The sequence below is a fragment of the Mycobacterium sp. 1164985.4 genome, assembly GCF_001668575.1.
GTDB lineage: Bacteria > Actinomycetota > Actinomycetes > Mycobacteriales > Mycobacteriaceae > Mycobacterium.
The window spans coordinates 101,341-121,631 of sequence record NZ_LZMD01000021.1 but is presented as its reverse complement, the minus strand read 5'-3'; the positions used below and the strand labels follow the sequence as shown (position 1 = coordinate 121,631).

General features: G+C 66.9%; 17 protein-coding genes. 6 read left to right on the top strand and 11 right to left on the bottom strand.

Translation table 11 applies throughout. The features are described from left to right. Window positions 1-12: 12 nt before the first annotated feature. Together A5650_RS03130 and A5650_RS03125 are read right to left on the bottom strand one after the other, a co-directional pair. Window positions 13-636 (bottom strand): TIGR03085 family metal-binding protein, encoded by a 624-nt coding sequence (locus A5650_RS03130; protein WP_067286153.1) that lies wholly within the window; start codon window positions 634-636, stop codon window positions 13-15. A gap of 26 nt (window positions 637-662) precedes the next feature. Beyond that, window positions 663-1,139, bottom strand: a complete 477-nt coding sequence (locus A5650_RS03125) for a hemerythrin domain-containing protein (protein WP_067286151.1) — start codon at window positions 1,137-1,139, stop codon at window positions 663-665. A gap of 286 nt (window positions 1,140-1,425) precedes the next feature. On the opposite strand from A5650_RS03125, the gene A5650_RS03120 reads away from it, so the two are divergent. Next, window positions 1,426-4,476, top strand: a complete 3,051-nt coding sequence (locus A5650_RS03120; protein ID WP_231992511.1) for an ATP-binding protein — start codon at window positions 1,426-1,428, stop codon at window positions 4,474-4,476. A 41-nt stretch (window positions 4,477-4,517) separates the two neighbouring features. Here the strand turns inward: A5650_RS03120 and A5650_RS03115 are convergent, their stop codons facing one another. Genes A5650_RS03115 through A5650_RS03100 form a run of 4 tightly spaced genes read right to left on the bottom strand, consistent with a single transcriptional unit; the run spans window position 4,518 to window position 10,648 of the window. Next, a complete protein-coding gene (locus A5650_RS03115; protein ID WP_067286149.1) occupies window positions 4,518-6,857 on the bottom strand; it encodes an arylsulfatase in 2,340 nt (779 codons plus the stop codon). 52 nt (window positions 6,858-6,909) lie between these two features. After that, window positions 6,910-7,506 carry a hypothetical protein gene (locus A5650_RS03110; RefSeq protein WP_067286147.1) on the bottom strand — a complete coding sequence of 199 codons (597 nt, stop codon included), beginning with the start codon at window positions 7,504-7,506 and terminating at the stop codon, window positions 6,910-6,912. An 11-nt stretch (window positions 7,507-7,517) separates the two neighbouring features. Then, window positions 7,518-9,134 (bottom strand): long-chain fatty acid--CoA ligase, encoded by a 1,617-nt coding sequence (locus A5650_RS03105; RefSeq protein ID WP_082950583.1) that lies wholly within the window; start codon window positions 9,132-9,134, stop codon window positions 7,518-7,520. Continuing rightward, on the bottom strand, window positions 9,131-10,648 hold the full coding sequence (locus A5650_RS03100) for a WS/DGAT/MGAT family O-acyltransferase (RefSeq protein WP_067286145.1): 1,518 nt from the start codon (window positions 10,646-10,648) through the stop codon (window positions 9,131-9,133). The genes A5650_RS03105 and A5650_RS03100 overlap by 4 nt, the downstream gene beginning before the upstream one ends. A 116-nt stretch (window positions 10,649-10,764) precedes the next feature. On the opposite strand from A5650_RS03100, the gene A5650_RS03095 reads away from it, so the two are divergent. Continuing rightward, window positions 10,765-12,030: a PucR family transcriptional regulator gene (locus A5650_RS03095; protein ID WP_067286199.1), complete on the top strand. Its 1,266-nt coding sequence runs from the start codon at window positions 10,765-10,767 to the stop codon at window positions 12,028-12,030. Here A5650_RS03095 and A5650_RS03090 read toward each other — a convergent pair. From A5650_RS03090 to A5650_RS27485, 4 genes are all read right to left on the bottom strand, one after another. After that, on the bottom strand, window positions 12,023-12,811 hold the full coding sequence (locus A5650_RS03090; RefSeq protein ID WP_067286143.1) for an SDR family NAD(P)-dependent oxidoreductase: 789 nt from the start codon (window positions 12,809-12,811) through the stop codon (window positions 12,023-12,025). The two genes, A5650_RS03095 and A5650_RS03090, sit on opposite strands and share 8 nt — an antisense overlap. Further along, the gene (locus tag A5650_RS03085) at window positions 12,808-13,656 is read right to left on the bottom strand and encodes an SDR family NAD(P)-dependent oxidoreductase (RefSeq protein WP_067286197.1); all 849 of its coding nucleotides are present in this window, start codon (window positions 13,654-13,656) and stop codon (window positions 12,808-12,810) included. The genes A5650_RS03090 and A5650_RS03085 overlap by 4 nt, the downstream gene beginning before the upstream one ends. Window positions 13,657-13,761: 105 nt before the next feature. Then, the gene (locus tag A5650_RS03080) at window positions 13,762-14,676 is read right to left on the bottom strand and encodes an alpha/beta hydrolase fold domain-containing protein (protein ID WP_067286141.1); all 915 of its coding nucleotides are present in this window, start codon (window positions 14,674-14,676) and stop codon (window positions 13,762-13,764) included. Between the two features lie 3 nt (window positions 14,677-14,679). Beyond that, window positions 14,680-14,808 (bottom strand): hypothetical protein, encoded by a 129-nt coding sequence (locus tag A5650_RS27485; RefSeq protein ID WP_286150351.1) that lies wholly within the window; start codon window positions 14,806-14,808, stop codon window positions 14,680-14,682. 294 nt (window positions 14,809-15,102) lie between these two features. Between A5650_RS27485 and dnaK the strand changes: the two genes are divergently transcribed. From dnaK to A5650_RS03060, 4 genes are all read left to right on the top strand, one after another. Continuing rightward, window positions 15,103-16,962: a molecular chaperone DnaK gene (gene dnaK / locus A5650_RS03075; RefSeq protein WP_067286139.1), complete on the top strand. Its 1,860-nt coding sequence runs from the start codon at window positions 15,103-15,105 to the stop codon at window positions 16,960-16,962. Next, on the top strand, window positions 16,959-17,615 hold the full coding sequence (grpE, locus tag A5650_RS03070) for a nucleotide exchange factor GrpE (RefSeq protein WP_067286136.1): 657 nt from the start codon (window positions 16,959-16,961) through the stop codon (window positions 17,613-17,615). Before dnaK ends, grpE begins: the two co-directional genes overlap by 4 nt. A gap of 150 nt (window positions 17,616-17,765) precedes the next feature. Then, window positions 17,766-18,944: a molecular chaperone DnaJ gene (gene dnaJ, locus A5650_RS03065; protein WP_067286134.1), complete on the top strand. Its 1,179-nt coding sequence runs from the start codon at window positions 17,766-17,768 to the stop codon at window positions 18,942-18,944. Continuing rightward, on the top strand, window positions 18,944-19,348 hold the full coding sequence (locus tag A5650_RS03060) for a heat shock protein transcriptional repressor HspR (protein ID WP_067286132.1): 405 nt from the start codon (window positions 18,944-18,946) through the stop codon (window positions 19,346-19,348). Before dnaJ ends, A5650_RS03060 begins: the two co-directional genes overlap by 1 nt. A gap of 8 nt (window positions 19,349-19,356) precedes the next feature. Here A5650_RS03060 and A5650_RS03055 read toward each other — a convergent pair whose 3' ends face one another. Then, window positions 19,357-20,259 (bottom strand): aldose 1-epimerase, encoded by a 903-nt coding sequence (locus A5650_RS03055; RefSeq protein ID WP_067286130.1) that lies wholly within the window; start codon window positions 20,257-20,259, stop codon window positions 19,357-19,359. Between the last annotated feature and the right edge of the window lie 32 nt (window positions 20,260-20,291).

Here is a 20,291-nt window from a genome sequence, read left to right as displayed (position 1 = left end):
CTGAAACTGCGGCTACAGCCCGCGCCGGTTCTTGCGGACGGCGTCGACCACGGCTGCGTCGCCCTCGAACTCGACGCTAACCTCGTCGCGACCGGAGACGAACAGCAGCAATTCCTGCGCCTCGCCGACGATGCCCAGCGCGGGCCCCTTTCCAACGGTGGCGAGCGTCTTGCCCTGCGGGGTGCGCAGGGTGAGCCGCGCAGGGGTCTTGGCCAGGGTCAGCCGGGCCATCACGGGCAGCGGACGAGTCAGCGCTGTGACCGTGGCGTCGTCGAGAGGCCTCGGTTCCCAACCAGATTGGGCGCGGCGGACATCCTCATGGTGGATGTACATCTCGCCCATATTGGCCACCGGGTCAAGCAGCTTGAACGGCGAGAACAGCGGCGGGCCCGACGCAACCTTGTCGAGCAGTCCTTCCCACTCGGAGCCCTGGGCCGTCTGCCGCTGGACCCTGTCGGTGTAACCGGCGAGCGCGGGGACCATGATGCCCGGCGTGGCGTCGAGCCTGCGTTCGCGCACCACAAGGTGCGCGGCGAGATCACGGGTCGTCCAGTCTCCGCACAGCGTGGGAGCGTCGGGACCCACCTCGCGCATGGTCTCGACGAGTGCGGCGCGTTCCCGTTGTGCAGCGGTCATCTCTCCACCTTAGGGACGGCCGCTCGTCACACCCCCCACTTGACCATCTCGCGGTCGGGATGTGCCTCGTGCCACGCCGCGATCGCGGCGTCCCAGTCCTCGCCGTCCAATTCCGTGAGCGAGGCGGGGAAGATGCCGTCCTCTTCCTTGCGGGTGTGCTCCCAGAGGTCCTCGACGGCGACGCGCACGGCTTGCTGATCGGCCTCCCTGGCCAGATCCACCGAGGCGAGCAGGTCGGCGAGTTCGCGGTGCTCACGAATCAGAGGCTCGATGTGTTCGGCGAACAACTCCTCGCGTTGGAGCACCTTGAGCAGGCCCTCCTCCTCGCCGCGCCAGTGGGACTCGAGTGCCTCGGCCATCTCGGTCAGCAGGCGTCGCGCGGTGTCGAGGTCACCGCGGTCTATGCGGCGGACGGCCTCGCCGCCCAGGTTGAGGACATGGGCGTGCTCCGCGATGTAGTCGCGGATCAGCGGCAAGTCACGGCACCCGCAGTACTGACACATCGCGTCCGACGCTACGCCGCGAGCGGGCGATGTCGCTTCTGAGAAAGGTGTCGGAGACCGGCACGAAGTTGGCTTGGTTGATATGCGAAGTACCCGGAGCGAGACTTCGTCCGAAGCCGGGACCGGGTGCGGTTGTCGACGGACAATGCACCGTAGCGACGGCCCCGACCTGCGAAGAACTGATGTGACGACAGCGCAGCCACCGTGCGAACAATGCGGTGCCCAGCCACGAGAGCACGCGCGGTTCTGTGACGCCTGCGGCCATGCACTGTCGAAGCCCGACCATTTGACCGAGTACAAACAGGTGACGATCCTGTTCGCCGATGTCGTGCGGTCGATGGACATTGCCGAGAAGCTCGGTGCCGAACGTTTACGCGAGTTGATGACAGAGCTCGTCGAACGGTCCGGGGCGGTGGTGCAGCGGTATGGCGGCACGATGAACCAGTTCACCGGCGATGGGTTCATGGCCTTGTTCGGGGCGCCCGTTGCGATGGAGGATCACGCGCTGCGTGCCTGTCTGGCCGCGCTGGACGTCCAGGCACAGGCCCGCATTTTGGCCGCCGATGTGCGCCAACGCGACGGTGTCGCTCTTCAAGTGCGGGTCGGGTTGAACTCGGGGGAGGTGGTTGTCGGCGACATCGACACGGGACCGATGAAGTACACGGTGTCCGGTCGACACGTAGGGCTGGCCCAGCGGATGGAGTCCGTCGCTGATCCCGGTGGTGTGATGCTCAGTGCATCGACCGCCAGGCTCGTCGAACACCAAGCGGTGCTGGGTGAGCCGCGCATGGTGCGCATCAAGGGTGGTATCGATCCGGTCCGGGCGCATCCGCTGCTGACCGTCGACGAACACCACCGCATCATGACGAACGAATCCCGTCTGATCGGGCGTGACTGCGAGATGGCCGCGATTCGCGAAGCGTTGAAGACGGCCCTCGACGGCGGTGGCCGTGTTGTCGCGGTCGTCGGGCCGCCGGGCATCGGCAAGAGCCGGTTGGTCCGGGATTACACAGCGCAAGCCGTCGGTGCGGAAATCTTCTATAGCTACTGCGAATCACACACCCGCGAAATCTCGTTCCATGTCATCGCGCAAATGCTGCGCGTCGCGATGGGAGTCAGCGACCTGCAGCCGGAGCAGGCGCGGGCTCGACTTCGTGATCTGCTCCCTGATCACGACGACCAGGACGCATCGCTGCTCGATGACCTGCTCGGAATCCGGGACCTCGATGCAGCGCAGATAGAAATCAGTCCCGACGCCCGCCGCCGGCGCCTGATCTACATGCTTGAATCCGCACTCGTCGACCGCACAACACCCGCGGTCTATGTCGTGGAAGACTTGCACTGGATCGATGTCGTAAGCGAGGAAGTGCTCGCGGAGCTGGCCTCCATGCTGCCTCGGACTCGCTCAGCGATGCTGGTGACCTATCGGCCGGAGTATCACGGCCCTCTATCGACGGTTGCAGATATCGAGACGATAGAACTTGCGCCGCTTGATGATTCCAAGAGTGCCGAGCTGACGGCCGAACTGCTCGGCGCCGACCCGTCGATCGAGGTCCTGGCCGGTCTGGTCACCGAACGAGCCGCCGGCGTCCCGTTCTTCGCCGAGGAGATCGTCAGGGACCTCGCCGAGCGCGGCGTGCTGTGCGGGGTCCGTGGCGGTTACCGGTGCCTGACACCCATCCAGGACATCCACGTACCCGCCACGCTGCAGGCAGCGATCGCTGCGCGCATCGACCGGCTAGACGAACGGGCGAAGCGGACCCTGCAGGCGGCGGCCGTGATCGGATCGCTGTTCAGTGCGGACCTCGTCGAGAAGTTGACGCCCGACGCCGAGTTGGCACCGCTGATCGACGGCGAGCTGATCATCGCGATGTCCGCGACAGCCCGTGGCGAGTACGCCTTTCGCCATCCGCTGATACGGGATGTTGCTTACAACTCACAGTTGCGCGCCGACCGGGAGAAGCTGCATCGCCGCCTTGCCACGGCCATCGACCAAGTTGACGAGAACGCCGCGCTGATCGCAACGCAGTGGGAGGCGGCAGGCGATTTCCGCGAAGCGTTCCAGTGGCATATGCGTGCGGGTTCGTGGTTCAACTATCGGGACCACCGGGCCGCGCGTACGAGCTGGCAGCGGGCGCGTGGTGTCGCCGACCGGCTGCCCGCTGGCCACCCCGATCGACTCGCGTGCCAGATCGCACCGCGAACGCTGATCTGCGCGACGACGTTTCGGGTGGGCGGAGGGCCAGCTGAAACCGGCTTCGACGAATTACAAAGGCTCACTTCGCTCGCGGGCGACAAGACCTCCCTGGCCATCGGTATGGCAGGGCATCTGACGACTCTGGCCTTCATGTCGCATCATCGCGAAGCCTCTCAGTTGGCCTCCGAATTCGTTGAGCTCGTCGAGTCGATCGGAGATCCGACGATCACGGTTGGGCTTCTTCCCGCTGCGGCACAAGCGAAGTACGAAGCCGGTGAAGCGAGCGAATGTCTCAGATTCTGTGAGCGGGCGATCAGCCTCGCCGATGGCGATGCTGCCATGGGAGACATCATGGTGGCCTCTCCGCTGGCGTGGGCCTACACGCTGCGGGGTACCGCGAAGATGTGCATGTGCAGGGCGGGTTGGCTCGCAGACCTCGACCACGGGCTCGAGATCGCCTTACGGTTCGACATCACATCGCGCTGCAACGCAGCGCTATACAGGTATGTCCTGGCTTACCAGTACGGGACGCTAAGCCCCGACGCGAGCGCGATCGCTTACACCGCAGAGTGGCTGCGAGAGGCCAATGAGTCTGGGGACCCGACGGCGATCACCTTGATCAGGCTCATTCGCGGAATCACCTTGATTCACGCGGGACCGGAGAATCGCGAGGCCGGTTTAGGCTTGTTGCTGGCTGCGCATGACTATCTGTCACGACTGTCGAATGGGCTCCGGCGGATTGCGGATGTCGAGATTGCCCGTTGCAAAGCTATGGCGGGGGACTTCGGCGGTGCGATCACGATGGCCGAGGCGATCCTGGCGCAGGCTTTCGCGACCGGTGAGATGTTCACCCGAGGCGCGGCGACCACCGTGCTCGTCGAAGCGTTGCTGACGGACGGGCGGAGCGGTGACCTTCAGCGCGCGCGAGCCGCCGTCGACCGGCTGACCGCAGGACCCATCGAACCGGGGTTCGTATTGCACGAGATCGCGATTCTGCGCCTGCGGGCGCTGTTGGCCAGATCGGCGGGAGACCCCGAGGAGTATCTGAGCTGGGTTCGCCGATACCGCTCAGCCGCTGAACGTGCGGAGTTCAGCGCCCACATCGCCGCAGCCGAGTCCATGGGGGCAGGTGATAGGTGACCTCCGATACACAGGCTGCCGTATGACCGATCCGCCGAATCTCAGGTGTAGGCGACATGGACGCGGTCGATGCGACCCTCGAACGGGAACGGGGCGCGCTCGCGGTAGTCCAGCGAAACCGGTGAGCCGAGGCAGGTGCCGATGTCGAGGCAGTCGTTGGCGGTGAACAACAACGGCGCGCTCACCGGAACCCGGCCCGTCGCAACGGTTTTGCCTCCGACGACCAGCATGATGTTCAGAGGCCCGGCGGGTCGCTGTTCGGCGTAGCGGGTCTGAACCGAGATGGTGGTGCGTCCCGGGGGGAGCTTCGCACCGGACCGGATCTTGGTGCGCTGCAGGATGAACAGGTTGTACTCGTAGCACAAGTACCCGTCGTCGAGATAGCAGGTCAACCCTCCGGCGGCGGCTCCGAGCGCATACAGCACACCGTTCGCGTTTGCGGGCACCTCGGCCTCGATCGTGACGACATTGTTCTTGTTGCCCAGCGCTGGTGCACAGAACTCTGGCATGCGCACCGTATCTGCCGAGAACTCCCACTCCCGGTACGGCGGGGAGATCCGCAACTCGGGGTGATAGACCGGCACCCACAATCCGCCGCCGATCGGGAGCACCGAATTGCGCGCCGCCTCGATGGCGAACACCTCCCTAAGCTGGGCGAGTTTGTCGGGGTGCTGCTGGGCGAGATCATCGGCCTGCGACCAGTCTTCGTCGAGGTGGTACAGCTCCCAGATGTCGTCATCGGGGGTCCATGTCGCGATGCCCTCGGGCTGACCGGGCACCCACGGCAGCCGAGGTCCACGCGCACAGGCCATCCACCCTTGATGGTAGATGGCGCGGCTGCCCATGATCTCGAAGTACTGGGTCTCTTTGCCGCCCTTGGCCGTGCGGTCGGCCAGGGTGGACGCGAAACTCGCTCCGGCGAGCGGAATCTGCGGTTCGCCGTTGACCACGCGCGGTGCCTCGATGCCGACGACGTCGTAGATGGTGGGCACCACGTCGTTGCAGTGCAGGAAGGTGTCGCGCGGTACCGGATCGGGAGCGATTCTTGCCGGCCACTTGACCGCCATCGGGTTGCGGGTGCCGCCGAGATGGGAGGCGAGCAGCTTCATTCCCTTGTACGGTGTGCTGCCCGCCCATGCCCACGCGGCGTGGTATTGGTTGTCGACCAGAGGCGATCCCAGCACGTCCAGGCCGCCGAGCTCGTCGAGGGCATCGATGTGCTGACGCACCGTTGTCGGAATCCCGTTCTGCGCCAACAGTTCGGCGATCGTGCCGTTCTGGCCTTCACCCGATGAACCGTTGTCGCCCCAGATGTAGAGGAACAGCGTGTTGTCGCCGTAGCCGAGCCGGTCCAACTCGTCGGCGAGACGGCCGACTTGGACGTCGACGTGCTCGGCGTAGCCCGCCGCGACCTCCATGAGACGACGCTGGAACGGCTTCTCGTCGTCCGGGATGCTGTCCCACGAAGCTAGCGCCTCGTCGCGCTCGGTGAGCTTGCAGTCCGACGGAAGCCAGCCCTTCTCCTTGGCCCTCTCGAATACGCGCTGACGGTAGGCGTCCCAACCGTCGTCGAACTTTCCGGCATACCTGTCCGCCCATTCCTTCATGATGTGGTGCGGGCCGTGCAGGCAGCCGCTGGCCCAGTACATGAAGAACGGCTTTTCAGCACTGAACGCCTTGTGCCGACGCAACCAGGAGATCGCGTCGTCGGCCAGATCCTCCGACAGGTGATACCCCTCTTCGGGGGTCCGCGGCGGGGCGACGACGGTGGTATTGCGGACCAGATGTGGCTCGTATTGCGAGGCCTCGCCCGCGAGAAACCCGTAGAAGTATTCGAAACCCAGACCGGTGGGCCAGTTCTCGAACGGACCCGCCGCTGTCGTTTCCTCGGCCGGGGTGTTGTGCCACTTGCCGAACGCCGAGGTGGCGTACCCGTACTGCTTGAGCACCTCGGCCACCGTCGCGCTGGACCGCGGAATCTTGCCGGAGTAACCGTCCCAGTCGTTGGCCAGTTCGGCGATCTGGCCGTTGCCGATCTCATGGTGGTTGCGTCCGGTGAGCAGCGACGCGCGGGTTGGTGAGCACATCGCGGTGGTGTGAAACCTGTTGTAAGACACACCCTCGGCGCAGACCCGGTCCATGGTGTCGGTGCGGACTTCACCGCCGAAGGTGCTCGGCAGCCCCGGTCCAGCGTCGTCGATGAGCACGATCACGATGTTGGGCGCGTCGTCATGCAGACGACGGGGGACCACCCGCTGGGTGTACGCCGACTCCTGCAGCGTGCGCCCTGCGACGCTCGCCGACGGCGTGGGAGGAAACGGTAGTGCCTCACCCCACGGCAGCTTCGGGGCGACCACATCGGTGTCAGCACGTTCGGGCATCGTGGTCCTTTCGCCGGTTCCGACTCATCACCCTAGACACTGCGGGCTGTGGTCACCGCAGGAACGGATTGTGTTCTGGCAGCGGCTTGATCAGCGGGTCGAGCAGCGCAGCGGACTGTTCGATGGTGAGCACGTCGGCCGGGTCGAGCATGATGAACTCGCGTGCGGTCTCGTCGTACTCCCACACGTCCTCACCGACGAGCAGTCCGTCTTCGTAGGGCCAGATCATGTGCTCGGCGGTCTTGACCAGATAGGTGGCCTGAGGATCGGCGGGCACCCCCTCGGCCGCCAGGATGGCGCCGGGGGTTTGTTGGTAGATGAACGAGGTCGACACGATCATGTCGTCGCTGACCGCCAGCTTCTCGTCGTCGACATAGAAAACGCACTGCGCCGTGTCCCGCCATTGCCGGTACAGCGCCTTGACGGCATCCGCGCCCTCGACGGTCACGCTCTTGCCGAGCATGTTGAAGTGGTAGACGGGTTTCTCGACCGTCATGTCCGGAGCGAAGATCTCCTCGTACCGGCCGGCCATCTCCAGGTAGCGGTGCCGGTTGTAGGCGTGCAGCAGGTAGAGATGACGCGGGTTGTCCGTGGTCTCGATCAAGCGTTCCACGGCCCGGTTGGTCTGGGTGATGTCGAATCTGCTCATGGTGGGTCCTTTCAGGTTGTGGTGAACAGGTTTCGCAGGACGGATTTCTTGAACTTGCCGGTGGCGGTGCAGGGGATCGCTTCCATGAACTCGAACCGGTCGGGCAGTTGCCACTTGGCGAACTCCTGGGCCAGGTGGTCGCGCAGTTCATCGGCCGACGCCCGCCCGCCGTCGCGGAGCACCACGACGGCCAGTGGGCGCTCGCCCCAGCGGTCGTCGGGCACCGCGATCACGGCAGCCTGCGCGACGGCGGCGTGCGACATCAGCTGGTTCTCCAGGTCCACCGAGGAGATCCACTCGCCGCCGGACTTGACGAGGTCTTTCGACCGATCGCAGATCCGGATGCAGCCATGCGGGTCGATCCCTACCACGTCCCCGGTGCGGAACCAGCCGTCGGGCGTGAAGCTCTCGGCGCCCCGCCTGCCGTGGTAACTCGACGCCACCCATGGACCGCGCACCTCCAGCTCGCCCATGGCAGCGTCGTCCCAGGCGATGAGGGCTCCGTTGTCATCGCGCGCCCGGATCTCGAAGAACGGGGTGGCGACACCCTGCCGGGTGCGATGCCTGTACTGCTCGGCACGCTCGCTCTCGAAGAGGTGCCCCGGCAGCCGGCAGACCGCTCCCAGCGGTGCGGTCTCGGTCATGCCCCACGCCTGCACGACGGTCAAGCCGTGGCGGTCGAACCCCTCGAACATCGACCGCGGCACGGCCGCGCCCCCGACGATCAATTGGTTCAGCTCGGACAGGTCCCACTTGTCCGGTTCGGCGTCGAGTGCCGCGAGCATCCCCATCCACACCGTCGGTACACCCGCTGTCATCGTGACCCGTTCAGCGGCACACAGGTCGAGCACGCTCTCGGCATCCAGCCGCGGCCCCGGCAATACCAGGCGGGCGCCGGCCAGCGCCGCGGCGTACGGCAGGCCCCACGCGTTGGCGTGAAACATCGGCACCACGGGAAGAACGGTGTCGTGTGCCGATACCGCCAGCTGGTCGGGCAGCGCGGCGACGAGCGAATGCAACGTGAGCGCGCGGTGGGAATAGACGACCCCCCTGGGCCGCCCGGTGGTGCCGGATGTGTAGCACATCGCCGCCGCGCGGGACTCGTCGAGCGCGGGCCACTCGACAGGGTCGGCGTCGGCTATCAGCGACTCGTAGTCCAGCGTTCCCGCCGGCGCTTCGCTGGTGTGCGCGACGACGATGACATGTGTGAAAGAGCGTGCGCTGCGGAAGCTTTCGAACACCTCCAACAACGACTCGTCGACGACAATCACGTTGTCCTCGGCGTCACCGACGATGAAGCCCAGTTCGTCGGGGAACAGCCGGGGGTTGAGTGTGTGGATGACCGCACCCATGGCGGGAATTGCGAAATACAGTTCGAGGTGTTCGCTCTGGTTCCACAGCAGAGTGGCCACCGGTTCGCCCTCGCGAACACCGAGTGCCGACAGTGCTCCGGCGAGCCGCCGCGCCCGACTTGCGCAAGTGCCGAGGGTCGTCCGGGTGATCGCCCCCGACGGCCGGCGTGACACGACCGACTGGTCGGCGTGGAACCGTTCGGCGCGTTCCACGATGGCGGTCAGCGTGAGCGGGTAGTCGTCCATGCTGTTGCTGCGCAGCATGTGTGCGGTCATGAGGTCGCCTTCCTGCGATTGGGGGGCTTCTTGCTCTGTGACACAGTTGAATTCGCCGCATGGGCGGCTTCACGCAGCTCGTCCAGGCCGACGCGCAGAGCGTCGAGGATCGGCCACGGGTCGCCGACGAGTTCGCGGTCGACGACGATGCCGAACTCGAGCGAGTCCTGGTAGCTCATCACGGTGATGTTGATGCCGATTCCGTCCAGCACCCCCGAAACCGGGAACTGCGCGCGCTGGCGGGCACCACCGAGGTACAGCGGGGCCGACGGGCCCGGAACATTCGAGATCATCACGTTCGCAGGCTGATTGAGCCCGCGCAGGCCAGCCAGCCGCGACGTCGCCCTGGCCGCCTGAGCGAACAGCGCCGGCGGGATGAAGTGGTTGGCGTCCTGCAGCAGCGATGCGGGCAGCGCGCGGTGGCGCTCCTTGGCGTCGCTCATCGCCTCGTTGATGCGGCGTAGCCGCACAACCGGATCGGCCTCGTCGGTGGGCAGGGCGGTCAACATCACCGAGACCCGGTTGCCGAAGGTGCCGCGCTGCTCCGGGGTTCGCACCGACATCGGGATGAAGCTGGCCAGCGGCTCGTCGGGCAGCTCGGACTGGTCGCCGAGCCAGGACCGCAGACCTGCGGTGCAGATGGCCAGGACGACGTCGTTGACGGTGCACCCGAACGTGTTCTTGACGTCTTTGACCTCGCCGAGTGGTAACGAGCCGAAGGCGACGCGGCGGTGCGGTGACACGCGGGCCTGGAACCGGGTGCGCGGCGCGGAGATGTCGCTGCCCCGCAAAGTCGCACCGCCGGCGCCGCCCCGCAACGCGCGCTTGACCAACCGGCTGCCGCGCGCAACGGCCTTCACGCCGGGCAGGTGCCGAATGGTCGGCACATCGTCGAGGTGCGGCAACGCTGTCGGGCCGGCGCGCAGTATCCGAAGCGGCTGGCGCAGCAGGCCCACCAGGCCGCGGCCCAGCATTTCCACCTCCGAGGGAAAGCTCTCGGCGACGACCTCCGGCGCGGGTTTGCGCTCGCGACCCGTCGTGTCGTCGAGCAGGATGCTCATCACCTCGGCGCCGGACACGCCATCGACCGCGGCGTGGTGCATCTTCGTCAGCACCGCGACACCGCCGTCGGCGAGGCCGTGGATCACGTACACCTCCCAAAGCGGGCGGGCCCGGTCGAGTTGGCGGCCGATGATGCGAGCCACCTGCTCGGCGAGCTGGCGCGCGTCACCCGGTGACGGGAGCGCGAGTTCACGCACGTGGTACTCGATGTCGAAAGTGCCGTCGTCGACCCAGTACGGGTAGTCCAGAGCGAACGGGACCTGGGCGAGCCGCCAGCGGAAGGTCGGCAACAGATGCAAGCGGCTGCCGATGACGTCTCGGACGAGCTCCGCATCCAACGGCAGGCCGGCCGCGGTGTGCGACTCGTAGACACCGAGGACGCTGACGTGGCCCTGCACGCGATCGTTTTCCATGGCCAGGAACTGGGCGTCGAGGCTGGTCAGTTGTCGCATACGACGATGGTCGTCCGGGCGGGCCCCGGCTTTCTTGTCTGCGCGCGCCAACGTTGTGCCCGGCCGTTGTGGAATTTGCGTATCAGCGGTTGGCCGCCGGCGATACCGTGCTCTGCATGGAGCCGGCCTGGGCGGGCGCGCGCGGTGAGGACCGATGTCGGGTGTGGTCGTCGGTGCTGTGTCCTGCGGCCACCGAACTCGCGGCGCGGGCCAATGAGATCTCTGCTGTGGTCAACGATTTCACCAGCGAGCGGCTCCCCGAACTGCTCGCCAGCGCCGAGGCGCTCGAAGTGAACCGGGCGAGCACCGAGGCCAGTATCCGAGATTTCGCCGAGGTGTTGCTGGCCGGTGCCGATCCCGGCGAGGCGGCCCGGCTGGCATCGCCTACGCTGGCCTACGCCCAGGACGGTGCGCAACACGCCATCCCGTTGGCCACCCTGATGCGCAGCTACCGGCTCGCACACGCCGCGACCGCCCAGCACTTCACCTCGATCCTGGAAACCCACGCGCGCGACGCCGAGGAGCTGATCCTGGCAACGGAATTGAGTTCGGAGTGGATGTTCGCCTATGTGGACGCCGCGCTGTGTTTGGTGGAAGAGGTCTACACGGCAGAGCGTGACCGATGGCTGCGCAGTGCTGCCGCGAGCCAGGCCGAGACCATCGGCACCATCCTGGCCGGCGCGCCGATCGACACCGAGGTGGCGAGCAGGCGGTTGCGCCACGACGTCCGCCGAGTGCACGTCGCGGCGATCGCTTGGCTGGACTCGCATGAGGAGGGCCGCAACACCCAAGCACTGCTGGAGTCAGCCATCCGCGACATCGCCGCGGCGATCGGTGACCAGAAGCCATTGGTGCACCCGCTCGGCATCCTCTCGGCCGCGGCGTGGATCGGCTCGCACAGCGAGGTTCCGTCGAAAGTGCTCGACGAGTTGCGCTTCCGCACCGTCACGGCGCCAGGGGTACGGATCGCGGTCGGGGAGCCCGCGCGCGGCATCGCGGGTTTCCGGAGCAGTCACGTCGAGGCGCTTGAAGCCCAACGGGTCGCCCGGCTAACCGGGCGCCCGGCGGGCAGTGTCACGCGTTACCACACCGTCTCGCTACGTGCGCTTGCCACAGTCGACGCCGACCAGGCAGCGGCGTTCGTGCGACGCGAACTCGGCAAGCTGGGAGCGACGGATGAGGCGACCCGCCGGCTGGCTGCGACGCTGCGGACCTACCTCGAGGAGAACGGCAGCCGCGGACGGACCGCCAAACGGCTGCACGTGCACGAGAACACCGTCGCCTACCGGATCCGTCAGGCCGAGGAACTGCTGGGGCGTCCGGTCGACAAGCGCACCCTCGAGTTGCGCGCCGCACTCGCCCTCGTTGAGCTGGTCACCTAGTGAGCATCGCGTCGCGCACCCTCCCGACGCCGCCCAGCCGAGCGACCTCGCCTATCAAAACCGGTGCGAGAGCGCCAAATCCGACCAGCAGTCGCACGCCGACCGACGCGACCGTCGTCTCCGGTATATCCCGCTCCACAGCCTGGGCCACCGCTCGCGCGACGTCCTGCGGTGTGCTCGTGCCGAATCCGCGCGGAAGGGTGACGCCGGTGTTGGCCAACATTCCGGCGTCCCGGATCGGTCCGGGAAAGACGGTCGAGACCCCGACGCCCGTTCCGTGCAGTTCGTGCCGCAGGGCCAGGCCGAGGCCCCGCAGGCCCCACTTCGTCGCCGTGTAGACCGAGCCGTTGCCAGGGGTCGCGATGAGGCCCGCTCCCGAGGAGATGAACACGATGTGCCCGCGCCCGTGTCGCTTCATCGGCACCACCGCCGCTCGTGCGAGGGCCGCCGGAGCGAGAAGGTTGACGTGGATGGCATCGGCGATCTCAGCGTCGCTCAGCATCGCCAGGTCTTCCGGGATGCCGACGCCTGCGTTGGCGACGAGCACGTCGACTGGGCCCGCGCGGTCCATCAGGTCGCGCACCTGGTCGAGGTCGGTGAGGTCGGCGGTAAGCCCCCGGGCGGCCGGTCCCAGCTCGCCGACCAACCGCTTGAGCTCCAGCTCGCGTCGGCCCGTGACCGTGAGCGAACAGCCGCGGGCGGCGAGTTCTTGTGCGATCGCGTGGCCGATTCCGCCCGTTGCTCCGGTGACCAGGGCGTGTCGACCCGCCAGCTGCGTCATTTCGTCATCTCGGCGGTCCGGGCGGCGACCCACCGCGCCAGCGGTGGAGCGCAGCGCGAGAGCGCATACATGGCGTGCGCCTCGGCGGCGATCGGCGCCACGGCGCGGCCTCGGTCGACTGCGCGCAGGGTGTTGTGCGCGACGCGCTCGGGTGAGTACCCGCGCTTGCGGTAGGTCGACGCGAGCCGGGCGCGGCGCTCGTCGGAGTCGCCGTCGCCGCGGATCGGGCTGTTCTGCGTGATGGCGGTGTCGATGATGCCCGGGCACACCGCCGTGACACCGATGCGGTGTGGCCTGAGCTCCATCCGTAGAGCTTCCGACAATCCGAGGACGGCGAATTTCGTTGCGCTGTAGGCGCTCAGCTGTGGATTAGCCAACAGGCCGGCGGCCGAGGAGAGGTTGACGACGTGGCCGCCGCGGCCGGACTCGATCATGGTGGGCAGGAAGGCGTCGCAACCGTGCACGACCCCCATCAGGTTGACGCCGACCAGCCACTGCCAGTCCTTGGCGCTGGTGTCGAGGAACCCGCCGACCAGTCCTACGCCGGCGTTGTTGACCACCAAGTCCACCCCGTCGAAGCGGTCGAACGTGGCGTCGGCGAACGCGGACATTTCCTCGGCGTCGGACACATCGACATGGCGGGTCAGCACCTGTGTTCCCCAGCTTCGGGCCGCATCGGCGGTGTGGGCCAGACCGGCGTCGTCGATGTCACACAGTGCGAGGTGGGCGCCGCGTTCGGCGCACAGCCACGCCAGCTCGCGGCCGATGCCGCTGCCCGCGCCGGTGATCACCGCCACCCGGTCGGTGAGGTCTGCGGTTCTGAGTCGGGAGATCGATCGAGGCATGCCGACCACGTTATGGCCGTGGCGTCGTGGATCGCTCGTGCGAACCCGCCAACTTGTCCCTTGTCCGTTGTGGGGCAACGACAATGGTACGCATCCTGGCGCCTCTCACGTCAGGTACCGAATGAGATGAGCGCCGATGAGGGCCATGGCTTCGCGAGCAGCATCCGCTTGCGATCTCGTGAAGCCGTGGTCGATGCCGGGGAAGCGGCGGTGGGTGGTGGCTACACCTCGGCGAGCGAGTTCTGATGCCAGCGCGTCACCCTCGGGTCCGAGCGTGTCGAATTCGCCGGTCATGACCAGGCTGGGCGGCATGGCTTCGGCGAGGGCGGTGTCGAACACCGGGGAGGCCAGTGGTTCGCGCCGGACGCTCGGGTCGACGACGTAGGCCTCGATGGCCAGGCGTTGAATCGTCGGGGAAATCCGCGCCCGCTTTTTCGCCGACGTTCGATCGAAGCGCGAGAGGTCCGTGACCGGAAACGTCAGAAGTGCTGCCCGCCAATTCAGCTCATCGTCTTCGCGTGATTGCTGGCACACGTTCACCGCCAGCTTGGCGCCTGCGCTCGCGCCCGAGAGCGACATGCGTGAGGTGTCCCAGCCGTAGTGGGAGCCCTCATGGCGCAACCACCGTGCGATGTCATAGCACTGTTGCTCTGCCACCGGGTACTGAACCTGGGGGGCGGTGGCGTAGTCGGGCAGTACCACCACGGCGCCGACCTCGGCCGCGATGTATTCGGCAAGGTACTCCTCTTGCCGCGGGTTGCGCACGATGAACGCGCCGCCGTGCAGGTGCAGGGTGACGGGCGGACCACCGCTCGCATCGGCCAACGGCGCCGCAGGATGTGGCTGGTAGATCAGGCAGCCGACGCTGCCGTGACGGGTGGGCACGTTGATGCGGCCGGGCCCGGCGATGTGGCGCGAGGTGAACCGGAAACTGCGCGGGGTAGGAACGAGCGGAAGCAGGCGCTGGGCCGAATGCGCGGCCAGCCAGGTACCGGCGCGGCGCCTCTGCCGTGTGGGCATCGCTCAGGCGACCGGGTTCGTGAGGTGCTTCCGTGCCGCGCCGAGAGCGTGGCCCGCGGTGATCGCCGCCGGGATCAGTACCGGCGAGAGTGTGAGCAGGAAGATCAGAACGGCCGACGCGTACGACGACATGGTGACTCGCTTCCTCCGCGCAGCAGGTCGGCCGTGCGGTCCGGACAAGAGTCGGCGACCGCACGTCGCGTTCGCTTGTGCCGGCGTGACGAAAGCTCGCAGCGGATATGTCGCGGTCCCACATACCGGCCCGGGGACCAATCCGGGAACAAAACTTGCGGCGGCCCCGTTGAGCCTATCGATACTTGAGTGAAACGGACTCAAGTCTGGGTTGACAGGGTAGGGTTCGTCGGCGCAGGCTTGAGTGCGGTGCACTCAGACCCCACCTAGCAGGACTATCCAGGAGGAACAAACATGGCTCGTGCGGTCGGAATCGACCTCGGGACCACCAACTCCGTCGTTGCGGTATTGGAGGGTGGCGATCCCGTTGTGGTCGCGAACTCCGAGGGCTCCCGCACCACGCCGTCCGTCGTCGCGTTCGCGCGTAACGGAGAGGTGCTGGTCGGCCAGCCCGCCAAGAACCAGGCGGTGACCAACGTCGACCGGACCATCCGTTCGGTCAAGCGGCACATGGGCACCGACTGGTCCGTGGAGATCGACGACAAGAAGTACACGGCGCAGGAGATCAGCGCCCGGACGCTGCAGAAGCTGAAGAGGGACGCGGAGAGCTACCTCGGTGAGGACATCACCGATGCGGTCATCACCGTGCCCGCCTACTTCAACGACGCCCAGCGTCAGGCCACCAAGGAGGCCGGCCAGATCGCCGGGCTCAACGTGCTGCGCATCGTCAACGAGCCGACCGCGGCAGCGCTCGCGTACGGCCTGGACAAGGGCGAGAAGGAACAGACGATCCTGGTCTTCGACCTCGGCGGCGGCACGTTCGACGTCTCGCTGCTGGAGATCGGCGAGGGTGTCGTCGAGGTGCGCGCCACCAGCGGTGACAACCACCTGGGCGGCGACGACTGGGACGACCGGATCGTGGAGTGGCTGGTCGACAAGTTCAAGAGCACCTCCGGCATCGACCTGACCAAGGACAAGATGGCGATGCAGCGGCTGCGTGAGGCCGCAGAGAAGGCCAAGATCGAGCTGAGCTCGAGCCAGAGCACGTCGATCAACCTGCCTTACATCACCGTCGACGCGGACAAGAACCCGCTGTTCCTCGACGAACAGCTGACCCGCGCCGAGTTCCAGCGCATCACCCAGGATCTGCTCGACCGCACGCGTCAGCCGTTCCAGCAGGTGGTCAAGGACGCCGGCATCTCGGTGTCCGATATCGACCATGTGGTCCTGGTCGGCGGCTCGACCCGCATGCCCGCGGTGTCGGATCTGGTCAAGGAGATGACCGGCGGCAAAGAGCCCAACAAGGGCGTCAACCCGGACGAGGTCGTCGCGGTGGGCGCCGCCCTGCAGGCTGGTGTGCTCAAGGGTGAGGTGAAAGACGTTCTGCTGCTTGACGTCACGCCGCTGTCCCTCGGTATCGAGACCAAGGGTGGCGTCATGACCAAGCTGATCGAGCGCAACACCACGATCCCGACCAAGCGGTCGGAGACCTTCACCACCGCCGACGACAACCAGCCGTCGGTGCAGATCCAGGTCTATCAGGGCGAGCGCGAAATCGCGGCGCACAACAAGCTGCTCGGCAGCTTCGAGCTGACCGGTATCCCGCCGGCTCCGCGCGGTGTGCCCCAGATCGAGGTCACCTTCGACATCGACGCCAACGGCATCGTGCACGTGACCGCGAAGGACAAGGGCACCGGCAAGGAGAACACGATCCGCATCCAGGAGGGCTCCGGCCTGTCCAAGGAAGAGATCGACCGGATGATCAAGGACGCCGAGGCGCACGCCGAGGAGGACCGCAAGCGTCGCGAGGAGGCCGACGTCCGTAACCAGGCCGAGTCGCTGGTCTACCAGACGGAGAAGTTCGTCTCCGAGCAGCGCGGCGGCGAGGGCGGCTCCAAGGTCCCCGAGGAGACGTTGGCCAAGGTCGACTCCGCGATCGCCGATGCCAAGAAGGCGCTGGAAGGCACCGACATCGGTGAGATCAAGTCGGCGATGGAGAAGCTGGGCGTCGAATCGCAGGCGCTGGGCCAGGCCATCTACGAGGCCACCCAGGCCGAGCAGGCCGCGGGCGGCGGCGCCGACGCCGGTCCGGCGGACGACAACGTCGTGGACGCCGAGGTCGTCGACGAGGACGCTGACAAGGAGAACAAGTGACAGGAAACGATCCGCACGAGCCGGTGACCGTCACCGACAAACGGCGCATCGATCCGGTCACCGGTGAAGTGAGAGAAGCAGGTTCGGGTTCGGCGGCCGGTGAGGCCGGGGCGGCATCAAGCCCCGGCGAGCCGGCGCCGGACGCGCCCGCACAGAAGGCGGCAGGGGAGGAGGCCGACAAGGCCTCCGAACTGCTGGCCGACCTGCAGCGGGTACAGGCCGATTTCACGAACTACCGCAAGCGGGCGTTGCGCGATCAGCAGGTGGCGGCCGACCGGGCGAAGGCCTCGGTCATCTCGGCGCTGCTGCCGATTCTCGACGACCTCGACCGCGCGCGTAGCCACGGGGACCTCGAGAGCGGTCCGCTCAAGGTGATGGCCGACAAGCTGGTCAACACCCTTGAAGGGCTTGGCCTTTCGGCGTTTGGCGCCGAAGGCGATGAGTTCGACCCCGAACTCCACGAGGCCGTGCAGCACGAGGGTGAGGGCACTCACCCCGTCTTGGGCACCGTGATGCGCCGCGGTTACAAGGTCGGCGATCAGGTCGTGCGCCACGCCTTGGTCGGCGTGGTGGACACGGTCCCCGACGGGGGCGAGGCCGCCGACGGCGGTGACGGCGCCGCCGGTGACGGTTCGCCGGAAGCCGAAGCCTGATGAGAAGGTGGCGCGGAATAGCCGAAACGGGCGAATTCTGCGCCACCTTCGACTCGGCGGCGACGACTAATCCGGCGCGATTCGTCGTCAACCATCAAAATCGGAATGAGACTGCGATAAACAGACAAGAGCGGAAGGAGGTGACGCGGTATGGCCCAGCGTGAGTGGGTCGAGAAGGACTTCTACAAGGAGCTCGGCGTCTCCTCTGACGCCAGCGAACAGGAAATCAAGCGGGCGGCCCGAAAGCTGCTCGCCGAGAACCATCCCGACCGCAATCCGGGGAACTCGGCCGCCGAGGAGCGGTACAAGGCCGTCTCCGAGGCCAAAGAGGTGCTGACGGATTCGGCCAAACGCAAGGAGTACGACGAGACCCGGCGCTTGTTCGCCAACGGCGGTTTCGGCCGCGGCCGATTCGGCGGCGGTGGCGGCTTCGGCGGATTCGGCGGCGGCGACGGCGCCGAGTTCAACCTGAACGACCTCTTCGATGCGGCCGGCCAGACCGGCGGCGCCAACATCGGCGATCTCTTCGGTGGGCTCTTCGGCCGTGGCGCCCAGCAGCCGCGGCCCAGCAGGCCACGCCGTGGCAACGACCTCGAGACCGAGACGGAGCTGTCGTTCCTGGAAGCCACCAAGGGTGTGGCGATGCCGTTGCGGCTGACCAGTCCCGCACCGTGCACGAACTGTCACGGCAGCGGCGCACGCCCCGGCACCAGCCCGAAGGTGTGCCCGAACTGCAACGGGTCCGGGGTGATCAACCGCAACCAGGGCGCGTTTGGGTTCTCCGAGCCGTGCACGGAATGCCGTGGCAGCGGCTCGATCATCGAGCACCCCTGCCAGGAGTGCAAGGGCACCGGCGTGACCACCCGCACCCGCACGATCAACGTGCGGATCCCGCCGGGCGTCGAGGACGGACAACGAATCCGGTTGGCCGGCCAGGGCGAAGCGGGCCTGCGCGGTGCACCGTCGGGCGACCTGTACGTCACCGTCCACGTGCGGCCCGACAAGGTGTTCGGCCGCGACGGTGACGACCTGACCGTCACCGTACCCGTCAGCTTCCACGAGTTGGCGCTTGGCACAACGCTTTCGGTGCCGACGCTCGAGGGCAAGGTCGGTGTGCGGGTGCCCAAGGGCACGTCGGACGGACGCATCCTGCGCGTGCGCGGCCGTGGTGTGCCGAAACGCTCCGGCGGACACGGCGATTTGCTCGTGACGGTGAAGGTCGCGGTGCCGCCCAACCTCGAGGGTGAGGCGGCCGAGGCGTTGGAGGCCTATGCGAAGGCGGAGCGGGCCAGCGGCTTCGATCCGCGGGCTGGATGGGCAGGTGCGTGATGGCAGCGAAACGGCCCAACGACGAGGCGCGGACGTTCCTGATCTCCGTCGCCGCTGAGCTGGCCGGCATGCACGCCCAGACGCTGCGCACCTATGACCGGCTCGGCCTGGTGCGCCCGCAACGCACCTCGGGCGGCGGCAGGCGTTACTCGCAGCACGACGTCGAACTTCTCCGCGAGGTGCAGCGGCTGAGCCAGGACGAGGGTGTCAACCTCGCCGGGATCAAACGCATCATCGAGCTGACCAACCAGGTCGAGGCGCTGCAGGCGAGGGTTCGGGAGCTGACCGACGAATTGGAGGCGTTGCGCGGGTCTCAGCGCCGCGATCTGGCCGTGATGCCGAAGAGCACCGCGGTCGTGGTATGGCAACCTGGAGCCGCTCGGCGGCGACGTCAGGCGGAGTAACAAACTCCTCAAGAAACAATGATCGAGAACCGAGCGGTCTCCGGCTTGCCGGGGGCCGCTTTTCGGTATCCGCCCCTTCTCAGTGAATCCGTCGGCGCGGCCATCGGCTCGATGCCGATCAGGTCGTCATTGGGCGGGGCGAACAGTTGCGCTGCGGGATAACCGGTTTCGAACCGGACCTCGATGCGGCGCTCACCGCCGGCGAGGGTGAACACCGCGCCTTCTGGGACCTGGTCGAAACCGTCGTCGTAGGCGGTGACCTTCAATTGCTCTGCGCCGCCGGGCCATTGCTCGTGAGCGCCGGTGGGGATGCCGTTGTCGTCCACCGGCAGGTGGCGCATCGCCGGGGTGCTCAGCGTCCACTCCTCGCGCGCGACGCCGGGGATCTTCAGGTACGGGTGGTAGCCGAAGCACAGCGGCACGTCCGCCGACGAAGTGGGCGCGACCGTCGTCTCGATGGTGAGCGTGCGATCGCCGAGCGTGACGTGTTGGGTGAGTAGGTGCGGAAACGGAAACGACGCGAGCAGTTCGGCGTCGGCGCCGTAGTCGAGTTCGGCGGTCAGCACGTTCTCGGTGCGGGTGGTGACCTTCCACCCCGGGTAGGCGGCGAGCACACCGTGAATCGGCGCGCCGTGCTCGTCGGTGCGGACCCCGTTTGCGCCCGGGGTAAGGGTGACGACCGACCCGTCGACCTCATAGGTATTGGCGCTCAACCGGTTCGCCCACGGATACAGGATCGGGATGCCCATCGTCTTGCCGTTGTTCACGTAGGCGGTCAAGCCGCGGCGCTGACCGAGGAATTCGTCGCCCGACTCGGCCAGCGACGTGCCGATCATCCCGGCAGCCGGGACGAAAGTCGCGGTCAGGTCCGACGACGGGTCCTTCAGCGTGACGGCATCGAAGTCAACCACCAGACGATCGTCGCACGCCGGGCTCAGATGAA